17 protein-coding genes are annotated in these 21,723 nt (G+C 40.6%); 15 read left to right on the top strand and 2 right to left on the bottom strand.

The genetic code is table 11. The features are described from left to right. Positions 1-89: 89 nt before the first annotated feature. The 6 genes from topA to IR173_RS05870 all read left to right on the top strand — a co-directional run bounded on the left by topA (position 90) and on the right by IR173_RS05870 (position 6,727). Entirely contained in the window at positions 90-2,432 is a 2,343-nt protein-coding gene (gene topA / locus IR173_RS05895) for a type I DNA topoisomerase (protein ID WP_237038745.1), read from the top strand. Then, on the top strand, positions 2,429-2,956 hold the full coding sequence (locus tag IR173_RS05890; protein ID WP_237038744.1) for a shikimate kinase: 528 nt from the start codon (positions 2,429-2,431) through the stop codon (positions 2,954-2,956). Before topA ends, IR173_RS05890 begins: the two co-directional genes overlap by 4 nt. A gap of 60 nt (positions 2,957-3,016) precedes the next feature. Next, positions 3,017-4,909, top strand: a complete 1,893-nt coding sequence (speA, locus tag IR173_RS05885; RefSeq protein ID WP_237038743.1) for a biosynthetic arginine decarboxylase — start codon at positions 3,017-3,019, stop codon at positions 4,907-4,909. Positions 4,910-4,918: 9 nt separating this feature from the next. Next, the gene (gene argB, locus IR173_RS05880) at positions 4,919-5,692 is read left to right on the top strand and encodes an acetylglutamate kinase (protein WP_237038742.1); all 774 of its coding nucleotides are present in this window, start codon (positions 4,919-4,921) and stop codon (positions 5,690-5,692) included. 62 nt (positions 5,693-5,754) lie between these two features. Further along, positions 5,755-6,264 (top strand): RNA polymerase sigma factor, encoded by a 510-nt coding sequence (locus IR173_RS05875; RefSeq protein WP_237038835.1) that lies wholly within the window; start codon positions 5,755-5,757, stop codon positions 6,262-6,264. Then, positions 6,254-6,727: a hypothetical protein gene (locus IR173_RS05870; RefSeq protein WP_237038741.1), complete on the top strand. Its 474-nt coding sequence runs from the start codon at positions 6,254-6,256 to the stop codon at positions 6,725-6,727. The genes IR173_RS05875 and IR173_RS05870 overlap by 11 nt, the downstream gene beginning before the upstream one ends. Before the next feature lie 198 nt (positions 6,728-6,925). On the opposite strand, the gene IR173_RS05865 is transcribed toward IR173_RS05870, so the two are convergent. Beyond that, a complete protein-coding gene (locus tag IR173_RS05865; protein WP_237038740.1) occupies positions 6,926-7,642 on the bottom strand; it encodes a head GIN domain-containing protein in 717 nt (238 codons plus the stop codon). A 106-nt stretch (positions 7,643-7,748) separates the two neighbouring features. Here IR173_RS05865 and IR173_RS05860 point away from each other — a divergent pair, with 106 nt between their 5' ends. The 8 genes from IR173_RS05860 to IR173_RS05825 all read left to right on the top strand — a co-directional run bounded on the left by IR173_RS05860 (position 7,749) and on the right by IR173_RS05825 (position 20,478). Then, positions 7,749-8,453, top strand: a complete 705-nt coding sequence (locus IR173_RS05860) for a M48 family metallopeptidase (RefSeq protein WP_237038739.1) — start codon at positions 7,749-7,751, stop codon at positions 8,451-8,453. A gap of 194 nt (positions 8,454-8,647) precedes the next feature. Next, on the top strand, positions 8,648-9,292 hold the full coding sequence (locus tag IR173_RS05855; protein ID WP_237038738.1) for a YbjN domain-containing protein: 645 nt from the start codon (positions 8,648-8,650) through the stop codon (positions 9,290-9,292). Positions 9,293-9,738: 446 nt separating this feature from the next. After that, a complete protein-coding gene (locus tag IR173_RS05850) occupies positions 9,739-10,326 on the top strand; it encodes an RNA polymerase sigma-70 factor (protein ID WP_237038737.1) in 588 nt (195 codons plus the stop codon). Between the two features lie 63 nt (positions 10,327-10,389). After that, on the top strand, positions 10,390-11,385 hold the full coding sequence (locus tag IR173_RS05845; protein WP_237038736.1) for a FecR family protein: 996 nt from the start codon (positions 10,390-10,392) through the stop codon (positions 11,383-11,385). 243 nt (positions 11,386-11,628) lie between these two features. Continuing rightward, on the top strand, positions 11,629-14,892 hold the full coding sequence (locus IR173_RS05840) for a TonB-dependent receptor (protein ID WP_237038735.1): 3,264 nt from the start codon (positions 11,629-11,631) through the stop codon (positions 14,890-14,892). 19 nt (positions 14,893-14,911) lie between these two features. Continuing rightward, entirely contained in the window at positions 14,912-16,573 is a 1,662-nt protein-coding gene (locus IR173_RS05835) for a RagB/SusD family nutrient uptake outer membrane protein (RefSeq protein ID WP_237038734.1), read from the top strand. Between the two features lie 37 nt (positions 16,574-16,610). Then, positions 16,611-17,810, top strand: coding sequence for an FN3 domain-containing metallophosphoesterase family protein (locus IR173_RS05830; RefSeq protein ID WP_237038733.1), 1,200 nt, complete (start codon positions 16,611-16,613; stop codon positions 17,808-17,810). A 208-nt stretch (positions 17,811-18,018) separates the two neighbouring features. Beyond that, positions 18,019-20,478, top strand: coding sequence for a glycoside hydrolase family 2 protein (locus tag IR173_RS05825; RefSeq protein ID WP_237038732.1), 2,460 nt, complete (start codon positions 18,019-18,021; stop codon positions 20,476-20,478). Between the two features lie 220 nt (positions 20,479-20,698). Here IR173_RS05825 and IR173_RS05820 read toward each other — a convergent pair whose 3' ends face one another. Next, positions 20,699-21,115: a hypothetical protein gene (locus IR173_RS05820; protein WP_237038731.1), complete on the bottom strand. Its 417-nt coding sequence runs from the start codon at positions 21,113-21,115 to the stop codon at positions 20,699-20,701. 138 nt (positions 21,116-21,253) lie between these two features. Here IR173_RS05820 and rimP point away from each other — a divergent pair, with 138 nt between their 5' ends. Beyond that, positions 21,254-21,721 carry a ribosome assembly cofactor RimP gene (gene rimP / locus IR173_RS05815; protein ID WP_237038730.1) on the top strand — a complete coding sequence of 156 codons (468 nt, stop codon included), beginning with the start codon at positions 21,254-21,256 and terminating at the stop codon, positions 21,719-21,721. Positions 21,722-21,723: the final 2 nt, after the last annotated feature.

The following is a 21,723-nucleotide window of genomic DNA, read 5'->3' as shown; positions in this document are numbered from 1 at the left end:
AAAAAAAAGCAGAAACATACCTTATTATATAGGTGTAGTTCTGCTTTTTTTCTACTTTTGCCCTTAATTAAAATGGAATACATTATATCATGCAAAAAAATCTTGTAATTGTAGAGTCACCCGCAAAAGCCAAGACCATAGAAAAATTCTTAGGAGAAGACTATAAAGTCCTTTCCAGTTACGGGCATATCCGTGATTTAAAGAAGAAGGACTTCAGTATCAATGTAGAGAAGGGATTTGAACCGACTTATGAGATACCTCCTGATAAGACAAAACTGGTAAGTGAGTTGAAAGCTGCGGCGAAAAAAGCCGATATGGTGTGGCTCGCATCCGATGAGGACCGTGAGGGAGAAGCCATTTCGTGGCATTTATATGAAGTGTTGAAATTGGATCCGAAGAGGACAAAGCGTATTGTATTCCACGAGATAACCAAAACTGCGATATTAAAAGCCATTGAAACCCCGCGTGACATAGATGAGAATCTTGTAAATGCTCAGCAGGCGCGTCGTATCTTGGACAGAATTGTGGGCTTTGAGCTTTCTCCTATTTTATGGAAGAAGGTAAAACCTGCTCTTTCTGCCGGTCGTGTGCAGTCTGTTGCCGTTCGGTTGATTGTGGAACGTGAGCGTGAGGTGCATGCTTTTGTCAGCGAACCTTCTTATCGTGTAACTGCTATATTTGAAGCTCCTGATGCCGATGGCAATAAAACGGAAGTAAGGGCTGAATTGAGCAAACGTTTCAAGACAAAAGAAGAGGCTCAGGCATTCCTTGAATTGTGTAAGGATGCGGATTTCTCGATTGAAGATATTACAACCCGTCCGGTTAAAAAGTCGCCGGCAGCTCCATTTACTACTTCTACTTTGCAGCAGGAGGCTGCCCGGAAGTTAGGATTTACGGTTGCGCAGACCATGATGGTGGCGCAACGTTTATATGAAAGCGGACAAATTACTTATATGCGTACCGACTCTGTGAATCTTTCGGATTTGGCATTGGCTGCCAGCAAGTCGACGGTCATGTCGCTGATGGGGGAAAAATATGTAAAGACACGTCAGTTTGCAACGAAGACAAAAGGTGCACAAGAGGCTCACGAGGCAATCCGTCCAACGGATATGGCGAATGAGACCATCGAAGGAACAGCACAAGAGCAGAAACTGTATGAACTGATTTGGAAACGTACTGTTGCATCACAGATGGCGGAGGCTGAACTCGAAAAGACCACTGCTACCATCTCTATCAGTAATAGTGAAGAAACTTTCGTTGCTATTGGCGAGGTTGTGATTTTTGATGGTTACTTGCGTGTATATAAAGAGTCTTATGATGACGATAACGAGCAGGAGGATGAAAGCCGCTTATTGCCTCCTTTGAGCAAGGGACAGTCATTGGAAAATAAAGAAATTTCTGCTACTCAGCGTTTCAGTATGTGTCCTCCGCGCTATACCGAAGCCAGTCTGGTGCGTAAGCTGGAGGAACTGGGAATCGGTCGTCCGTCTACATATGCTCCTACTATATCGACAGTCCAACAACGTGGCTACGTGGTAAAAGGAAACAGTGAAGGCGTAAAACGTCCTTATGAAATATTGAAACTGAAAGGAAATAAGATAACCGAAACCATCAAGACGGAAACGACCGGGAATGAGAAGTCTAAGTTGCTGCCTACTGATGTAGGTATTGTGGTTAATGACTTTCTGATGTCATTCTTTCCTGAAATTATGGATTATAATTTCACCGCAAATGTTGAAAAAGAGTTTGATGAAGTAGCGGAAGGTGAGAAAGAATGGACCAGTGTGATGAAGAACTTCTATGACGGTTTTCATCCGTTGGTGGACAAGACCATGAATGCGAAGAGCGAGCATAAGGTGGGTGAAAGAATGCTTGGAAATGACCCGGTGACTGGAAAACCTGTGTCGGTAAAAATCGGTCGATTTGGTCCGATGATACAGATAGGGGTAGCCGATGATGAGGAAAAACCCAAGTTTGCGCATTTGCCGAAAGGTCTTTCGATAGAAACAATTACGTTGGAAGAAGCGCTTGATTCGTTCAAACTCCCCAAAACTTTGGGTGAATATGAAGGCAAGACAGTGACGGTAGGAGTGGGGCGGTTTGGTCCTTATGTCCGTCATAATAATGTGTTCGTATCTATCCCCAAGGGTGAAGACCCGATGGAAGTAACCTTGGAAGGAGCGATTGAAATGATTAATGCCAAGCGCGAAGCTGCCGAAAAGAAGGTTATTAAAACATTTGATGAAGAACCGGATTTGCAGATTCTGAATGGTCGGTACGGACCTTATATCGCTTATCAGAAAAAGAACTATAAGATTCCTGAAAGTGTAGAGCCGAAAGATTTAAACCTGGAGACCTGCTTTAAGGTGATAGAATTGCAGAAAGAAAAAAGTGAAACTCGTAAACGGGTGGCTGCTAAGAAAAAGAAATGACACGTATATTTTTAATAGGATATATGGGTGCGGGAAAAACGACTTTAGGTAAAGCGTTTTCCCGCGAACTGGGTCTTACTTTCATAGACTTGGATTGGTATATTGAGGAGCGTTTTCACAAAACTGTCCAGCAGTTGTTTTTAGAACGCGGAGAACAGGGTTTCCGCGAACTGGAGCAAAAGATGCTGCATGAGGTGGCTGAGTTTGAAGATGTTGTAATTTCGGCCGGTGGAGGCACTCCTTGTTTTTTTGACAATATGGACTATATGAATGCTTGCGGGGATACTGTGTTTCTTCAGGTGGAGCCCGAGGTATTGTTTCGCCGGCTGAAAGTGGCGAAGCAGCAGCGTCCGTTATTGGCAAACAAGAGCGATGAAGAATTGATGAACTTTATTTGTGAAGCGTTGCAGAAGCGTCATCCTTTTTATTCGCAGGCGAAGTTATTGTTTCGGGCTGATGAGTTGGAAGACAAGTCGCAGATACAGACTTCGGTAGATAGCTTGAGAAAGCTGCTGAATAAATAAACAGATTAAAAAGTTATAATCTATTTAGTAAAAGTATACACTCTTTGCACAGAACAAGAAATGAGAAAATGGCGTATTGAAGATTCGGAAGAACTCTACAACATTACAGGTTGGGGAACTTCGTACTTTAGTATCAATGACAAAGGTCATGTAGTGGTAACTCCCCGTAAGAACGGTGTCGCAGTCGATTTGAAAGAATTGGTGGACGAGCTTCAGTTACGGGATGTCGCAGCACCTATGCTGGTCCGTTTCCCGGATATTCTTGATAATCGTATCGAAAAAATCTCGAAATGTTTCAAGCAAGCATCCGAAGAGTATGGTTATAAAGCTGAAAACTTTATCATCTATCCTATTAAAGTGAACCAGATGCGTCCGGTGGTAGAAGAAATCATAAGTCATGGCAAGAAGTTTAATTTAGGACTGGAAGCCGGTTCCAAGCCCGAACTGCATGCAGTGATTGCCATCAACACGGATTCGGATTCACTGATTATCTGCAACGGATATAAAGACGAGAGCTATATTGAGTTGGCTCTACTGGCACAGAAGATGGGAAAGCGTATCTTTCTGGTCGTAGAGAAGATGAATGAGCTACGCTTGATTGCAAAGATGGCGAAGCAGCTCAATGTACGTCCTAATATCGGTATCCGTATTAAACTGGCTTCTTCGGGCAGTGGAAAATGGGAGGATAGCGGCGGCGATGCCAGTAAATTCGGACTGACTTCCAGTGAGTTGCTGGAAGCGCTTGACTTTTTGGAAAAGAAAGATATGAAAGACTGTTTGAAACTGATTCATTTCCATATCGGCAGTCAAGTAACCAAGATACGTCGTATAAAAACTGCTTTACGCGAAGCTTCACAGTTTTATGTGCAATTGCATGCGATGGGCTTCAGCGTTGAGTTTGTTGATATTGGAGGAGGTTTGGGGGTAGACTATGATGGTACCCGCTCTTCCAATAGTGAGAGCAGTGTGAATTATTCCATTCAGGAGTATGTAAACGACTCTATCTCTACACTGGTAGATGCAAGTGATAAAAATAACATTCCGCATCCCAATATCATTACAGAGAGTGGACGTTCATTGACGGCACACCATTCGGTACTCATCTTTGAAGTGCTCGAAACAGCCACTTTACCCGAAATGGATGAAGAGTTTGAGGTCAGTGAAAAAGATCATGAGCTGGTGCATGAGTTGTATGAAATATGGGATAATCTGAATCAGAGCCGTATGCTGGAAGCATGGCACGATGCACAGCAGATTCGAGAAGAGGCGCTTGACTTGTTTAGCCATGGTATTGTCGATTTAAAAACCCGTGCACAGATAGAACGTCTCTATTGGTCTGTGACTCGTGAGATTAATCAGATTGCTTCGGGATTAAAACATGCTCCCGATGAATTCCGTAAATTGGATAAACTGTTGGCTGATAAATATTTCTGCAACTTTTCGCTTTTCCAATCTTTGCCGGACTCTTGGGCGATAGACCAGATATTCCCTATTATGCCTATCCAAAGACTGGACGAGAAGCCCGACCGGAATGCTACTTTGCAAGATATTACTTGTGACTCTGACGGAAAGATAGCCAACTTTATATCTACTCGTTATGTATCGCACGACTTGCCTGTACACTCATTGAAGCAAAAAGACTCTTATTATATAGGTGTCTTTTTGGTAGGAGCTTATCAGGAAATTTTGGGAGATATGCACAATTTGTTTGGCGATACGAATGCAGTGCATGTATCGGTGGATGATAAAGGATATTCTATTGACCAGGTGATTGATGGCGAGACCGTGGCCGAAGTGCTGGATTATGTTCAGTATAATCCGAAGAAACTGGTGCGCACATTGGAAACTTGGGTGACTAAATCTGTAAAAGAAGGCAAAATCTCGGTAGAAGAAGGAAAGGAATTCCTGTCCAACTATCGTTCCGGCCTTTATGGATATACTTATTTGGAATAACATAAAACGATGAAAGAAAAACTGACTATAATAAAGGTAGGCGGAAAGATTGTAGAGGAAGAAGCTACGCTAAACCGGCTTTTGGCTGACTTTTCCGCTATCGAAGGATATAAACTGTTGGTGCATGGTGGGGGACGTTCTGCCACCAAACTGGCAGCCCGACTGGGTATTGAAAGTAAAATGGTGAACGGTCGTCGTATTACGGATGCCGAAACTCTGAAAGTGGTAACCATGGTTTACGGTGGACTGGTCAATAAGAATATCGTTGCCGGTCTGCAAGCTAGAGGAGTGAATGCTATCGGGCTGACCGGAGCGGATATGAACGTAATCCGTTCAGTGAAACGCCCGGTGAAGGATGTGGATTACGGCTATGTGGGTGATGTGGAAAAGGTGAATGCCGATTTTCTGGCCACATTGATTCGCCAAGGTATCGTTCCTGTCATGGCTCCTCTGACACATGACGGACAGGGAAGCATGCTGAATACGAATGCCGATACTATTGCCGGAGAAACAGCAAAAGCGTTGGCGTCACTCTTTGATGTGACACTTGTCTATTGTTTTGAGAAGAAAGGCGTATTGCGTGACGAAAATGACGATGATAGCGTCATTCCCATTATTACTCCCGAAGAGTTTAAAGAATATGTAGCCCGGGGTATCATTCAGGGAGGGATGATACCTAAACTGGAAAACTCCTTCTCTGCCATTGATGCAGGAGTGAGCCAGGTGGTAATTACCTTAGCTTCAGCCATTAAAGGAGAAGGTGGAACTATAATCAAAAAATAATTCAAAAAAATAAGCGGGTGAGTGTAACTTTTGTACATCTCACCCGTCATTATTACAGAGCAATGCAAGAAATCAGTTTCCGAAACGACATTTTGCCCCTGAAAGACAAACTCTACAGGTTGGCTTTTCGTATTACGCTGAACAGTGCTGAAGCGGAGGATGTGGTGCAGGATACGATGATTAGGGTATGGAATAAACGTGATGAGTGGCCGAATTTTGAATCCATCGAAGCCTACTGCCTGACGGTAGCAAGAAATCTGGCAATAGACCGGAGTGAAAAGATAGATTCACAGCACATGGAATTGACACCCGAAACACAGGAACTGCCCGATGCATTGAACCCTTACGAACAGTTGGCACAGAGTGAGCAATTAGGTTTGATTCACCGCCTGCTGAACGAACTTCCCGAAAAGCAACGAAGTATTATGCAGTTGCGGGATATTGAAGGAAAGAGCTATAAAGAAATTGCAGATATTTTGCAGATACCGGAAGAGCAGGTGAAAATAAATCTTTTTCGGGGTCGGCAAAAGATAAAACAAAGATATACTGAAATAGAAAATTATGGATTATAAGTACATTGAACAGTTATTGGAGCGCTACTGGAACTGTGAGACTTCTTTGGAAGAGGAACAGATTTTGCGTTCTTTCTTTCGTCAGAAAGAGATTCCTGCTCATTTACTCCGTTACAAGGCAATGTTTGCTTATCAGGAGATTGAGAAGGAGAGAGGGCTGGACAGTGACTTTGATGCCAAGGTTCTGGCCCGGGTGGAAAAACCGGTTGTGAAAGCGCAACGCCTCACTTTGAGAACGCGCTTTATGCCGTTGTTCAAGGCTGCTGCTATGATAGCTGTCTTGTTTGTGATGGGAACGGTGGTGCAACGTTCCATGCAGGATGATGGTAGTGATGTGGTGTATATGCATGACGACTACCGTGATACGGCAAATGACCCGCAAGTGGCTTATGAACCGGTGTTGCCAATAGATACGGTTACAAAGATAGCCGCAGATGAGGCAACGACAGGAGTAAAGAAGTAGATAACATTTTCATTTGCTTTTATATATAAATAGATAGTTAGTGCTTATTAAAACAACTTTTTAATTCGAGGCTGTGAAGTTTCAATTCTCTCAAATTTTAAATTAACTAACTAAATAATGTAAAAAGGATTACCGCGTGAGCAGTAATCCTTTTTTTGGTAGATAATCTAATGTAAAGAGAGAGTTATGAAATGAGCTTTATCTTCTTTTTACGTTGCCGATACCTGATTTATTGATATCAGTAGTTGGAGGATTCCCAAAGTAATCGACATTTCCTATTCCGTTTGTACTTACGGTTATCTTCCCTGATGCATAACAAGAAACATTTCCAATGCCCTTTTGTTCAATGACAACATCCGAAACAATCATATTTTTGGCGTTTAGGTTTCCAATGCCTTTGATGTGATAGCTGGCCTTCTCTGCCTTTCCTTTCAGCATTACATTGCCTATTCCGTCAGACCGTACACTTATGTTGTCGGCTATCAATTCGTCGGCTTTAAAATTTCCTGTTCCGCTGGAAATGATTTTTATATCATCCACTTTGATGGAATCTTTCAAGGTCATATTGCCTGTACCCTGTTGGCTGATGCTGCTTAGCTCGGGAGCAGTAATGGTGATTGTGACATTGTTGTCCTTCAAACCGCGGAACTTCACACCTTTCTTCATGGAGATGTTCAGTGTACTGTCTTCCGAAGTAACAATAAGATTGGAAATGACATTGTCAGGACCATAGGCCTCTACAGTTGTGGCATTACTTTGCTTGAATACAATATTGACGGTACCCTGGCTGGCAATATTATCGAATGCTTCCACATTGTATTTCTTGGTTATTTTGTTTTTACTGGGAGCAATGCCGTTTACACAGCTTGTCAGAGTCATAACCAGACCGAGTAAGTAAAAGTATGTACGTTTCATATTTCTGTGTTTTTTTATTGGTTTCTATCTATTAGACGAAGAGGATAACAGTAAAGTTGCAATTTCCTCTTTTTTTTCTTGTGAATAATATATCTTTGTGGCTGATATGGCAACAAAGAGAGTATTAGCTGACAAAGACTTCAACCGTATTATTGTGCGTACCCATCGTTTGGCACGTAACATTACCATGCGTGTAAAGCCGGATGGACTGCATGTTACGGTACCGCCTTACAGCCTAAGCAGTAAGGTGATGGAAGTTGTAGAGCAATATCGTGAACGTTTGTTGCAGGACTGGCAGAGGGTATGTAAGAAACCTATAGACTTGGACTTCCGTATTCAGGCTCCTTGTTTCAGGCTATGGCTGGAAAAAGGCAATTTTACCTGTTTTTCTGTGCGGAATACGGAGGAAGGAATAAAAATCATTTGTCCCCATGATGTTGACTTTACAAAGGAGGAGGTGCAGCGATTGGTGCGTAATGCCATTATCAGAGCGATGAAGAAAGCGGCCGCCGAATATTTGCCACCTTTGCTTGATGCATTGGCAGAACACTATGGCCTGTCATACAAACGAGTGAAGATAACCGGAAGTAAAGGACGCTGGGGCAGTTGCTCGGCAGCCGGAAGTATAAACCTTTCTTGTTATTTGATGCTGTTGCCTTCGCATCTGATGGATTATGTGTTGTTGCATGAGTTGTCGCATACCAAAGAAATGAATCATGGTCCTCGTTTTTGGGAACTGCTGGATAGTATGACCGAGGGAAGGGCGCATCTGCTGCGGGCGGAGTTACGACAATTCAATACTGATTTTTAGAAAGAATTTTGATATAAATATGCCGGATGTGAAAAGCCATTTATGAAACGGTATTTTATAGGGAAAGACGGTCAAGTCAAAGAAAAAAATACTTCGTGCGGGAGAAATGGAAACATTTAAGCTGTAATAAAGTGTTTTTCCGATAATATTTCTTATATTTGTTTCGATACCATAACCTTTAAATACGAACAAGCATGACCGATCTTACTATTCTTATTGCTGTTATAGCATTGGCATTATGGCCGTTAACCTTTTTGCTCCTTCGCGTCCGTCACGAACGGAAAAAGCGCAGAGATCACCTTGACCGCATGACGAAAGAAGATTTGGAAGAAATCGGGACGGAAGAGTTGGTTATTGCTGTGTTGAAGAAGATAGGTTGTCAACCCGAGACGAATGAGGAAGGGCATATCGTGTTTAAGTATCAGGGAGATGATTTTTATATTGCTGTAGAGGATGAGGCTCGCTTTATTATGATTTGGAATCCATGGTGGGCTTCTATCAGCATCGAAAATCCGGCATTGCCTTACCTGAAAGAAATAGTAAACCTGGTGAATGTGGAATCGTTGGTTACTACTATCTATACTGCCGATGAAGACGAGAAGAATGTAGGACTTCATTCGAAATGCCACACGTTGTTTACTCCGAAAGAGGGGCCGTTGGATGAATATCTGAAAGCGATGCTTGACCATTTCTTTATTACTCATGACAGTATCAAAGAGAATCTGCAACAGTTGAGCAATGCTGCATCGGAAAGTGACAAGCAGGAGCGTGTGAAGATTAAAGGTTTTGCCGCCTATAAAGACAACTCCACTCCGCTTCCGGTAGATGATAAGCAATAATTATTATAGAATCGGAAAAACTCTATAGGTATGGATTTGGGTGGTGTCCTGAAAGCTTTGTTATATCAGTGGGTGCACGGACAGGAAAGTTATAGTATTTTCTCCTTTCACACAAAGCAGGTGTTTCTTTCACGGTATATAGTTTTAAATCAGCACTTTATGATAGGAGTTGTGTGAAAGCAAGATAATTGATTCTTGTTTCCTGCTGAGTAAAACTGAATAACGCTTTTATTGTTGGCTGAGAAGATGGAAGTCTTTAAAAGACCAAGGCCTTTAAAAAAAACAATTAGGTGTTTTTCAAAAAGACTAAAGTCTTTTCGGAAAACACTTTAGTCTTTTTGGAGTGCATCGGAATCTTTTAAGAAAATCTATATTTAATAAGCGGAAATTTATCTAACTTTGCTCCATCGAATGTTGCCTTAACCTTTAATTGAAACTATTCCGTGATGAATCAATTTATAGATTTTGATGAAAAGTTATATGCCAGACTCCGCCGGGGAGACGAGGCCGCCTTTACCATTGTCTTTGAACGGTACAATCGGCTGTTGTATGCATTGGCTTATCGGTATTTTAAGTCCGGTGAAGAAGCTGAAGATGCTGTTCAGTATACTTTTATGAAATTATGGGGACAGCGCGATTCTTTTGAATTCCAGTCCGGTATCAGGAGCCTGCTGTTTACTATTCTTAAAAATTATATTTTAAATGAATTGCGGCACAGGCAGATTGTGTTTGAAAAGCACTATGAGATAGCCCAGCAAGGTGAAGAAGTGGATGAAGGTTTCCTGAAAGAACTTGAGAGCAAAGAGTTGAAGGGGCATTTGTGGTCGGCAATAAACGAGCTTCCTCCTCAAAAAAGAAAGATATGTCAGCTGAAGATTGGAAAAGGACTTTCTAATCAAGAGATAGCAGACATGATGCAGATAACCGTTCCTACTGTAAAATCACATTATACACAGGCGATTAAATTGTTGCGCAATGCCATTGAACCGCTGATAATGTTGCTTTATGTAGTATGGTTTTATTTTTTTTATTAAAGACAGACTCATACCTTTATCGGGGTGAAGTGTTTTATTAATTAGCGAAAAACAGGCAAAAAGATGAAAATAGATGATGCTGTAATAGATAAAGTTCTGAATAATAAGGCATCTGCAGAAGATGCGAGACAGGTTTCGGAGTGGTTTGCCACCGAAGAGGGACATGATTATTTATCGAAACGAATGGATGGGGAAATGTTGTCCTTGACGGAGGGTGAGGTAGAGAATTGGGTACCTCATGCCATACCGGAGGAAAAGATGAAGCAGCGTTTCCTGCAACAAATAAAATCCCGGCGTCGGGTTAATTCCTATCGTCGTTGGTGGGCTGCCGCTGTATTGATTCCCTTTATATTTCTTTGCGGTTCAGTTTGTTTTTTGGCAGATAAGGTTGGCCTTTTTTCTGAGACCGAATATGCAGAATTGGTCGTACCCTGTGGTGAGCAGATGCGTGTCGTGTTGCAAGACGGAACGATTGTTCAATTAAACTCGGATACCCGGCTGAAGTATCCCAAAAAGTTTGGTATATTCACTCGCACAGTGGAGTTGTGGGGAGAAGGATATTTTGAGGTGGCCAAAGAGAAGGATTGTCCGTTTGTAGTCGATTTGGGAGATATTAATGTAAAGGTGACCGGCACAAAATTTAATGTTAAGGCTTATACGGCAGAATCGAATCTGTGGGTGACACTGGATGAAGGGGGCGTGCTGCTGAAAGATACCAAAGGTAAGGAGTATCCATTGCATCCGGGGGAAAGTGCCGAGTATAACCGTCGGTCGGGTGTTTGTCAAATTTCTCGTCCTGAGAATATGGAACAGATAACCTCATGGCGCTCCAAAGGTTTGAACTTCTATTTGACCCCTTTGAAAGAGATAGTCAAGGTATTGGAACGACAGTACGATGTACATTTTATTGTACCTGATTCGTCATTGCTGGATCATAGGTTTACTTTATCCACTAATAAAGTAAATGTAGTGGATGTCTTAAATGATTTGGAAGCAGTATCGCATATCTCTTTCAACGAAACTGGAAAAGGCATATTTGAGATAACCGAAAAGGAATAAAGTTGTTATTATAAAATCAGTCGGTGATATTTTTGTTCTATACTTATTATAATGAATAAGGTAAAACAGAGGTATCACCGATTGTCGTTTTTACTATGAATGGGCTTTTTGCGATTTTAAAGAAAAAAAGAGAATTTTGACTCATACCTATTTTTTGATGATGTGTTAGCCTATGCAGAAAGGCCTTTTGTAATAATGAAATAATAATTTAATACTGTGTATGAAATGAACTCAAAAAACAAAATGAAAAAGTTACTGCTGTTGGGTATTCTCTTATTTGGCTTTACAGCCTCTGGGTGGTCACAAAAAGTTTCTTTAAATTTCAAGAATGAGAAAATAGAGAAAGTCTTGTCTTCTATAAAGAGTCAGACAGGAATGGCACTGGTATTTAGTGACCAGGTAGTGGATGTCAACCGATTAGTTTCTATCCAGGTAAAGGATTGTAATTTAGAGGAAGCCTTGGGTAAGTTATTGACCGGTACAAAAGTGGCTTATGAAATAAAGAACAATAAAATTTATCTGATAGAGAAAAAACAAATAGCTACTCCTTCAAAGAAGAAAAAGGTGACAGGTGTCGTAACGGATGCTGTCGGCGAACCTATCATCGGAGCAAATGTAGTTGAAAAGAATGTAAAAACGAATGGTGTAATTACAGATATTGACGGACAGTTTAGTCTTGAGATAGACACCAATGGAGAATTGCTAGTTACGTATATTGGCTATTTGACGCAAAATGTTGCTACAAAAGGGAAAGACTCCTTTAGAATAGTCTTGAAAGAAGATACACAGACATTGGAAGAAGTGGTAGTGGTAGGTTATGGCTCTCAGAAAAAATTGAATTTGACAGGATCTGTGGCTACTGTTGGCAGTGAAGCATTGACAGAACGACCTGTTACAAATGTGACGGCGGCTATTCAAGGGGCAGTTCCGGGAATGACCATTACTTCAGGACAAGGACGTCCGGGACAAGATGCTGGTACAATTAGGGTGAGAGGTACAGGAACCCTGAATAATTCAGACCCCTATATTTTGGTAGATGGTATCGAAACTGGTACGATGAATTCTATAGATCCCAATGATATTGAATCTATTTCTGTATTAAAAGATGCTGCATCTGCAGCTATTTATGGGTCAAAAGCAGCTAATGGTGTAATTTTGATAACAACAAAAAGAGGTAAAAGTGGAAAGCCGACAATTGCTTATAGTGGAAGTTTTGGTTGGCAAAAGGCTACAGGTATGATTGATCGGGTAAGTTCGGCAGATGCAGCTACCTTATATAATAAAGCCTTAGAATCGGATGGAAAATCTCCGCGATTTACAGAGGAAGATATTCAATTGTTTCGTAATGGGACAGATCCTTATGGACATCCTGATACGGATTGGCAGGATTTGGCTTTTCAAGGAAATGGATTTATGCATAAGCATAATGTAAATCTTTCTGGCGGAGCTGACAATGTAAAATACATGACTTCTATTGGGTATCAGCATCAGAATGGTATTATGGTTAATAGTAACAGGGAACAGTTTAATTTCCGTATGAATTTGGATGTGAAAATGAGCGATAAGTTGGACCTGAAAGCGAATATGGCATATATACATAATGACTATGATGATCCAACCAACTCTTATGTAGGAGGGGGGTCAGATCAGATAATTCGTCAGTCTAATCGTATTGCTCCTTGGATTCCGTATAAAAATGCAGATGGAACATATGGAACTATTGGAGATGGTAATCCAATTGCGTGGTTAGATTTAGATCAGGTTGTTACTCGTAAGAATCAGAATTTCACAGGAACTTTGGCTTTGGATTATGATATTCTTCCAGATTTAAAATTGACAGCACAAGGATCTTATGTTTCTAATATTCAGGATTATAAAGATTATGTGAAAGACATTCAGTATAATGCTAATAAATATCATGGACCTAACTCTGTTGATAAACGAATTTATCAATGGAATCGTTATAACTTCGATTTATTGGCTAATTATGATCATACATTTGGAAAGCATAGCATAAAAGGGTTATTAGGATATCATATAGAGAAATATAACAAAGATGAGGTAAGGGCTTCTCGTGAAAGTTTTCCTACTAACGACTTGACGGATATTAATGCAGGTGCTGTTGCTACTCAGAAAAATTCTGGATTTACTCGGGAGTTGGCTATGATGTCTTATTTTGGCAGGATAAATTATGATTATGCTGGAAAATATTTGTTCGAAGCTAATTTCCGTGCGGATGCCTCTTCTCGTTTTAGCAAAAGTAACCGTTGGGGATATTTCCCATCAGTTTCTGCTGCTTGGAGGATTTCAGAAGAGTCTTTTATGGAAGGCACACAAGATTGGTTGCAGTCGTTAAAAATACGTGGCTCTTGGGGAAAGTTAGGAAATCAAGATGCTTTGGAGGACTTTTATCCTTGGATGGTGACTTATAGTATAGGATCTAAGTATCCATTTGGTGGCATAACCAATACAGGAGTAACTCAAACGAGTCAAAAGATTGAGTCTATTTCTTGGGAGACTACAACTAACTGGGGAATTGCTGTTGAAACTAGTATATTTTCCTGCTTGGATTTCTCGATTGAATATTATAGCCGTGTGACTGATGGTATTATAATGGATGTACTTGTTCCTGCTACCTTTGGATTAGGGGCTTATAAAGATAACGTAGGGAAAATGGAAAATCGAGGAGTTGAAGTTACAGCATCGTTTCATAAACAATGGGGAGATTGGCGTTTTAATGCATCTGGAAATGTAGCATTTAATCATAATGAAGTTTTAGATCTGGGAGTTGGAGGAGATAAGATTTCAAGCTACTATATCAATCGGGTAGGAGAAGCGTATAATTCTTTTTATGGATATGTGGCAGACGGTATTTTTCAAAGTCAGGAAGAAGCTGATCAGTTTACAAAAACTTATGGGAATCCCTTTGGAAAGGCTTTTAAAGCTGGAGATATTCGCTATAAAGATACAGATGGTAATGGAAAGCTGACGGCAGATGACCGTCGTGTTGGAGGAGCAGAACAGCCTAAGGTTACATTTGGATTGAATTTGAATACTTCTTGGAAGAATTTCGATTTGTCTGTATTATTACAAGGGGCTACTGGAGTAGAACGTTACTTTACTAGCGAAGTGTTTGGCGAATTTTATGGTGATGATTCTCATCCTTCTACTATATGGTTAGATGCTTGGTCACCAGAAAACCCTGATGGTTCCTTCCCACGTGTGGCATTAGGTGGAAAATCTGCTAGTGACCCTTCTAATTATTCCAGCTTTTGGATGCAGTCTGCTAATTATTTACGTATAAAGAATGTGCAGTTTGGATATACACTTCCTAAAAATTGGTTAAAAGGGTTAGGCATTTCTAATGCAAAAGTATACTATTCAGGTGAAAACCTGTTTTGTTTTGACAGTCTCCCTGTTGATGTTGATCCTGAAGCTCCATCAGGAAGAGGCTCTCATTATCCACAGATTGCAACTCATTCAGTGGGTGTTAATTTGACTTTCTAATCTAAAAATGAATTATATTATGAAAACGATAAAGTATTTGATTGTATCTGTTTGTTTATGTGGAGGATTATCTGCATGTAATGATTTCTTTGATACGATTCCCAATGATCAATTATCTCCGGCAACATTTTGGAAAACAGAAGCTGATGTAATAAATGCAGTTACGGCTTGCTACGAAAATTGGAATAATCCGGCAACAGGTTCCAGTGACATTTTTTTTGCCGATTGTATGTCGGACATATCCTATAGTTTTACTGGGTCTAGTTCTTATAAGAATGTGTCAAACGGCTCTTCATCATCGACTTCTACTGTAGGATATTATAGCTATACAACCATTCGCCGTTGTAATCTCGTTTTGGAGAATGCAGGACAAGTGCTTTTTGCAGATGAAGCTAAAAAGAAAGATTTGGTAGCGCAGGTTCGTACGATTAGAGCCTGGCGTTATTTTCAGATGAATTTTTGGTATGGAGGTATTCCATTAATAACTGGTCTTCCTGAACTTGCGGAAGACGCACAGTTACCTAGAAGTTCGGAAGATGACGTTAAGAAGTTTGTCTATGATGAACTTGATGTGGCCATAGCCGATTTGAATAAAAGGCCAGAAGAACGAGGTCGGATAGCTAAAGGTACTGCTTTAGCTATTAAAATGCGGGCTTCTTTGTATTGGGGAGATCTAGATCAGGCTATGAAGGCTGCTCGTGATATACAGAACTTAGATTTATATAAGTTGGACCCTGATTTCTTGACAATGTTCAGCGAAGCTGGTGTTGATTCTGATGAAATTATATGTGCAATGCAACATGTAAAGGATACTTATGCTTTCGATAATGCAGTGCGTATGTTTAATAATCAAGATGGAGGATGGGCCTCTTGGGTGCCTACCCAGAACTTTGTAGATATGTATGAAATGAACAATGGACAAACTATTGATGAAAAAGGTTCGGGGTATGATCCTGTTCATCCATTTTATAACCGTGATCCACGTTTGTATAAGACCGTGATTTATCCGGGTATGGATTTTACATCGCCTGCAGGGGTGAAGCGCATTTTTAATACATTAGATAAAAAAATAGGTGAAAGTGCAAATGCTGATTTTATGGATGCGGCTACTAATGCTTCACATACAGGATTACTTTGGGCCAAATATATTCTTCCAACAACTCAGTTTTCTCCTTCATTAAGTAATGCTGCTATTTGCCCTATTTTATTTCGTTATGCCGAGGTTTTGTTGACCATAGCGGAAATTAATGTAGAAAAGAATGAGAATACAGAAGAAGTTTTTGATATATTAGATGAATTGAGAACAACGAGAGGGCATATTGTAGTGGATCGAAACAAGTATAATACTCAAGATAAATTGCGGGAGTTGGTACGTAGGGAGCGTTGTATCGAGTTGGCAGGAGAAGGTTTACGTAGGGCAGACTTGCTTCGCTGGAAGGATACAACAGGAAAGCCTTTGGCCGAAACAATTATGAATCAGACATTGTATCGTATTTCAGGTACAGTGGATATGAAAGAAACAGATCCTACTCGTAGGGCAGTAGTAGAATTACCGACAGCGGAGAATGAGAAGTTCCGTAAACTGGAACAACTTAAGTATGAGCCATATAACCGATACTTACCTTTTACACAAACGGAATTAGATCGGAATCCCAACCTAAAACAGAATGAAGGCTATTAAAACCGAGATGAAGATTTAGATATTAAATATGAATGAAATGGAAAAAATCAAGCGCTTTTTGATAAGCATTCTTTTGATATGCTTTGGAGCGGTGGTAGTATTTGCTCAAGAACGTGTAGAGATTAAATATGGTCCGTATTTGCAGAATCTGAAAGAAACGGAAACTACGATTGTTTGGGTGTCTAATAAACCTTCAATAGGTTGGGTAGAACTGGCTCCAGATGATGGATCTAATTTTTATCAAAAGGAGAGAAGTAGGTATTTTGATTCTAAGAATGGAGTGAAAAATACAAGTCTGATTCATAGCGTAAAAATCTCAGACTTAAAGCCTGGCACAACTTATCGTTATAGGGTTTATTCTCAGGAAATATTAGATCACCAAGGAGTAGAAGTTATCTATGGAAGAATAGCTGCAACAGATGTTTGGAGTAAGAAACCGTTATGCTTTACTACGAATAACCGTAATAAGAAAGAGATATCTTTTACTGTTCTAAATGATATTCATGGTCGGACAAATGATATTTCTGAATTATTGAATGCTGCAAATTATACAGAGAGTGATATGGTTATTTATAATGGGGATATGGTTTCTCAATCCAAGAGTGAAGAACAAGTATTTGATAGCTTTATGAATAAGTCAATAGAATTATTTGCTCAAGAAAAGCCAATGTATTATGCTCGTGGTAACCATGAAACGAGAGGGGTTTTTGCAACTTCTTTCCAAAATTATTTTTCAGTAAAAGAACCGCATTTATATTTTACTCTGCGTCAGGGGCCTGCTTTTTTTATCTTTCTTGATACAGGTGAAGATAAACCGGACTCTGATATTGAATATAGTGGGATAACTGATTATGATAATTATCGGACAGAACAAGCTAAATGGTTGGAACAAGTCATAGAATCTGATGACTTTAAACAAGCTCCTTATAAAATTGTAATCGGTCATATGCCTCCGGTAGATTGGCAGGGTGATATATGGCATGGTCCAACTGAAGTATTAGAGAAGTTTATACCTATTTTGAATAGAGGTAAAATAGATGTAATGATATCAGGGCATTATCATATTAACAAGCCGGGGTATTATTATTATGAACCATCGGAAAAAGTTCATTTTCCAGTTTTGGTAAATGAGAGTGTAACAGCTTTAAAAGGTAAGATTGCTAAGGATGGCTTAAAAATACAAGTAGTTGATAAACAGGGAAATATCTTGTTTGGAAAAACTTACTTGGCTAAATGATAGAATGTGAGAGTGTAGTGTTTGATAGGACACTATGCTCTCTCTGTTTATAAATCAATCTGTTTTGTTTATTGAAAGACTATTCACTAGTAAATCTCCACTTACCATTTTTTTTAATGAATCTATATTTAATAAGCGGGAAACTATTTAACTTTGTTCAATTGAATATTGCTTTAATTTTTGGGAAGGCATCTTAATATAAATATATATGAACAAAAAGAATATTGCATCTTTCGCATTCGTTTTATTGTTTGCTTTACCGCTTGGCGCACAAAGCATAAAAATCAATGCTGATTGGGAGTTCCAACGTTTGAAGAAGGAACAACAATTGACTGAAATAAAGAATCAAGGTTCTGATTGGAGTTCACAATTCAATATCCAACATGTAGAGGCACAAAATCAGGCTTTGGCAGTACATCCGGACACTTTGGAACTGGAACTCAATCAGCTTTCGATGGGAAAATGGGAGCAGGTCAATTTGCCACATACTCCTTTTGTGGAACCGCTTGTTGTACTTCATCAGTGGCAAGGGATATGCTATTATCGTAAGCAGTTAAATATCAGTAGAAAAGAAATAGATAAGCAACTTTGGCTGGAATTTGAAGGAGCGATGCATCTGGCAGACGTATGGGTGAACGGACAACACTTGACACAGCATTCCGGTGGTTATACTCCGTTTGTGGCGGATGTTACCGGAATGCTTCATGCCGACCGCGCCAATGAAATATTGGTGCGTTTGGATAATCGGAACAATCCGCTCATACCTCCCGGCAAACCTTTGGAGACGCTTGATTTCTGTTACTACGGAGGATTGTATCGCGATGTGAATCTCATCGTAAAACAGCCTGTGCATATTACTCATCCTATTATGGCGGACGAAGTGGCCGGAGGAGGAGTCTTTGTCACTTATCCCCGGGTATCGGAGCAGGAAGCTGAGGTAAAGGTGAAAACACAGGTAAGTAATAAAACCGGAATACAAAAACATCTGACTATACGGCATACTCTTTATGAATGGAGCAAGAAGAAAGGAGGATGTGGCAAGAAAGTGGCTTCGGTGGAAAGTCCGCTTGTCTTGGCTGCCGGCACTACGCTGCATCATACGCAGCAGTTTGCAGTGAACAATCCTAAATTATGGTATCCCGACTCGCCTGCTCTCTATGTATTGCGTACCGAGGTGATGGACGGTCGGGAAGTTACCGATTGTGAGAATACGCGTATCGGAATACGCCGTATTGAAATGACGCGCGAGAAAGGGTTTGTCATTAATGGCAAGCCTCTGATACTGGAAGGAAGCAACCGGCATCAAGAGTATCCTTATGTGGGGAATGCCATTTCCGACCAAGCGCAATACCGCGATATGTATCAGATACGTAACAATGGTTTTAATACGGTGCGTTTGGGGCATTATCCGCAAGACCCATCTGTGCTGGAGGCTTGTGGTGAGTTGGGTTTGCTGGTTATTGAACCGATTCCCGGATGGCAATTCTTCAATAAGGCACAGGGGTTCATTGATCATACATACAAGGATATTCGTGATTTGATACGCCGTGACCGTAACCATCCCTCTATCATTATGTGGGAAACAACCCTTAATGAATCATGGCCTCCCAAAAACTGGAAAGATCAAGCGGTGCAGACTGCTCATGAGGAATTTCCCGGTGACCAATGTTATACATCGGGCGATACTTATGGATATGATGGTTTCGATGTATGCTATAATGATTGGGAGGAAGGATATAATCGTCCCAATACAACCCGAAAACCGGGCTTTATCCGTGAATATTATGATTATGAATTTGGTGGACATTATAGCACGACTCGAGTGACTCGTGGAGACGGTGACCATGCAATGACGCAAAACGCTTGGAATGCCCAGTGGAGTCATAACCGTTATCGTGCTTATTATCCTTGGACGATTGGTGGCGCAGTGTGGAGTATGTATGACTATAATCGGGGATGTTGCGACAATATCTGTTACAGTGGTTTGGCTGATGTGTTCCGTTTGCCTAAATTCGGTCTGCTTTATTTCCGTACGCAGGTAAAAAAAGGAAGTTTTACACCTGCCGGACCTATGGCATACGAAGTTTTTATCAACAGCCATTGGCTGGAAGATTCTTCGGATACATTGCAAGTATATGGTAATGTAGATGAAGTGCAACTGTTGTTAAACGGGCGAGTAGTGGCACGTCAGCGTCCTGACAACAAACCGTCTACTGCAAAGTATGTATCGCGTCCTGATGGCGGAAATGCTGTGAATATCGACTTTCCTCCCTTTACGTTCTTCAATGTCAAGTGGGAGCAGGGTGAATTAAAAGCGATAGGATATAAGGATGGAAAAGCTGTGGCCGAACATGTTGTCCGCACACCGGGTGCAGTTGAGGCGATGGATATCACTTATTTTGAAAGCGGTGTGCCTGCCTCGTGTTGTGACTTGCTGATTGTTTATGTCAACTTGAAGGATTTGCATGGTACCGATTGTTTTGGAGAGAACAATCGTGAAGTAAGGCTGGAAGTATTACAAGGCGGCGAGGTGCGCGGTCCGGCTACAATAAAAGCTGAAGCTGGTGTTGCTTCGTTTCTTGTTGCGACGGCCGATTCTCAGACGCTTGTGTTGAAGGCTGTTTCGGGGAATTTGGAGGCTTCGCGTAAGTTGAAACTGCAGAAGTGATAAAAACAGAGTGAAGAGACAAGTACTGAAAAGAAATTTGATAAATAAATGATTATTCAATGTTAAAAGTACATTGTATCAAGAAATCGAATAGGTACTTTTCTTGTTAGGGGTAAATATAGCAGCCTTGAAGAGTATCATTAGTAATGAAGGAGATGTGTCAAAGTTCCAATCATAAACATAACTGTTGACACATCTCCTTCTTTGTCATTCCGGCTCTTTATTGGGCTGTATCCGCTTCTTTTTCAAGTATATAAATCACGTCTCCATCCTTTTTGACAATCACTTTGCTTCCCTTTGGATTAAGATTGAAAGGGGTGGTTTTATCCGTTTTGTTGTCCACCACCATTAGGACATTTCCTTCTGCAAACCGATTGATTTCCAGTTTTAGGCTGGCATCGGGCATGGTGCGGTCCATCAGTAGGCTGTCATTTACATATATTGCGATGCTGTCACCGGCAAAGTCTTTACTTACCTCGATGTTGTACACGCCTTCGTAAGTGACGACCTTATTTGCATCCCGCTTGAAACGGAAAGACATATAAAGGAAGATAATGACTACAGCCAAGACTCCGAAGGCAAGTATGCCATTGCCTATCATGAATTGTTTGTTGGTATTTAAACTGTTTTTACCCATAGTGTTATAAGTTTCTGCAAAACTACAATTTTTTAATAGAATATTTTGTGGCACTGATAGATAATTTGTATCTTTGCAGCGAAATGGATGAATGGTGGGGCTTGATTAAGCCCTTTTTTTGTTCTTAATAACTAATAAATGATAGATAAGAATGTAGTAACCCGGATTGTTGACGAATGGTTGGAAGGTAAAGATTACTTTTTAGTAGACGTCACAGTGAACCCGGATGACAAAATTGTAGTAGAAATTGACCATGCCGAAGGGGTATGGATTGACGATTGTGTGGAACTCAGCCGCTACATTGAGTCTAAGCTAGACCGTGAGGAGGAAGACTATGAGTTGGAAGTAGGCTCGGCTGGTATCGGACAACCTTTTAAGGTGTTACAACAATACCTGATACACATTGGTAAGGACGTTGAAGTGCTGACTAAGACCGGTAAGAAGCTGGAAGGTGTGTTGAAGGAGGCTAACGAAGATAACTTTACTGTAACTATTGAGAGAAAAGTGAAACCGGAAGGAGCAAAGCGTCCCAAACTGGTGGAAGAAGATGTTACTTTTTCGTATGATGAGATAAAATACACTAAATACTTAATTAGTTTTAAATAATT

It is taken from the genome of Phocaeicola faecalis, from assembly GCF_021730445.1.
Taxonomy (GTDB): Bacteria; Bacteroidota; Bacteroidia; order Bacteroidales; family Bacteroidaceae; genus Phocaeicola; species Phocaeicola faecalis.
This window is presented reverse-complemented; position numbering and strand designations above follow the sequence as displayed.

What these genes read in the sequence shown, in the direction of transcription:
- topA (WP_237038745.1), top strand. Translation starts at nt 90, where the DNA reads ATGCAAAAAAATCTTGTAATTGTAGAGTCACCCGCAAAAGCCAAGACC.
- IR173_RS05865 (WP_237038740.1), bottom strand. Translation starts at nt 7,642, where the DNA reads ATGAAACGTACATACTTTTACTTACTCGGTCTGGTTATGACTCTGACA.
- IR173_RS05870 (WP_237038741.1), top strand. Translation starts at nt 6,254, where the DNA reads ATGGATTATAAGTACATTGAACAGTTATTGGAGCGCTACTGGAACTGT.
- argB (WP_237038742.1), top strand. Translation starts at nt 4,919, where the DNA reads ATGAAAGAAAAACTGACTATAATAAAGGTAGGCGGAAAGATTGTAGAG.
- IR173_RS05890 (WP_237038744.1), top strand. Translation starts at nt 2,429, where the DNA reads ATGACACGTATATTTTTAATAGGATATATGGGTGCGGGAAAAACGACT.
- IR173_RS05830 (WP_237038733.1), top strand. Translation starts at nt 16,611, where the DNA reads ATGGAAAAAATCAAGCGCTTTTTGATAAGCATTCTTTTGATATGCTTT.
- IR173_RS05850 (WP_237038737.1), top strand. Translation starts at nt 9,739, where the DNA reads ATGAATCAATTTATAGATTTTGATGAAAAGTTATATGCCAGACTCCGC.
- IR173_RS05855 (WP_237038738.1), top strand. Translation starts at nt 8,648, where the DNA reads ATGACCGATCTTACTATTCTTATTGCTGTTATAGCATTGGCATTATGG.
- IR173_RS05820 (WP_237038731.1), bottom strand. Translation starts at nt 21,115, where the DNA reads ATGGGTAAAAACAGTTTAAATACCAACAAACAATTCATGATAGGCAAT.
- IR173_RS05825 (WP_237038732.1), top strand. Translation starts at nt 18,019, where the DNA reads ATGAACAAAAAGAATATTGCATCTTTCGCATTCGTTTTATTGTTTGCT.
- IR173_RS05860 (WP_237038739.1), top strand. Translation starts at nt 7,749, where the DNA reads ATGGCAACAAAGAGAGTATTAGCTGACAAAGACTTCAACCGTATTATT.
- IR173_RS05840 (WP_237038735.1), top strand. Translation starts at nt 11,629, where the DNA reads ATGAAAAAGTTACTGCTGTTGGGTATTCTCTTATTTGGCTTTACAGCC.
- IR173_RS05835 (WP_237038734.1), top strand. Translation starts at nt 14,912, where the DNA reads ATGAAAACGATAAAGTATTTGATTGTATCTGTTTGTTTATGTGGAGGA.
- speA (WP_237038743.1), top strand. Translation starts at nt 3,017, where the DNA reads ATGAGAAAATGGCGTATTGAAGATTCGGAAGAACTCTACAACATTACA.
- rimP (WP_237038730.1), top strand. Translation starts at nt 21,254, where the DNA reads ATGATAGATAAGAATGTAGTAACCCGGATTGTTGACGAATGGTTGGAA.
- IR173_RS05875 (WP_237038835.1), top strand. Translation starts at nt 5,755, where the DNA reads ATGCAAGAAATCAGTTTCCGAAACGACATTTTGCCCCTGAAAGACAAA.
- IR173_RS05845 (WP_237038736.1), top strand. Translation starts at nt 10,390, where the DNA reads ATGAAAATAGATGATGCTGTAATAGATAAAGTTCTGAATAATAAGGCA.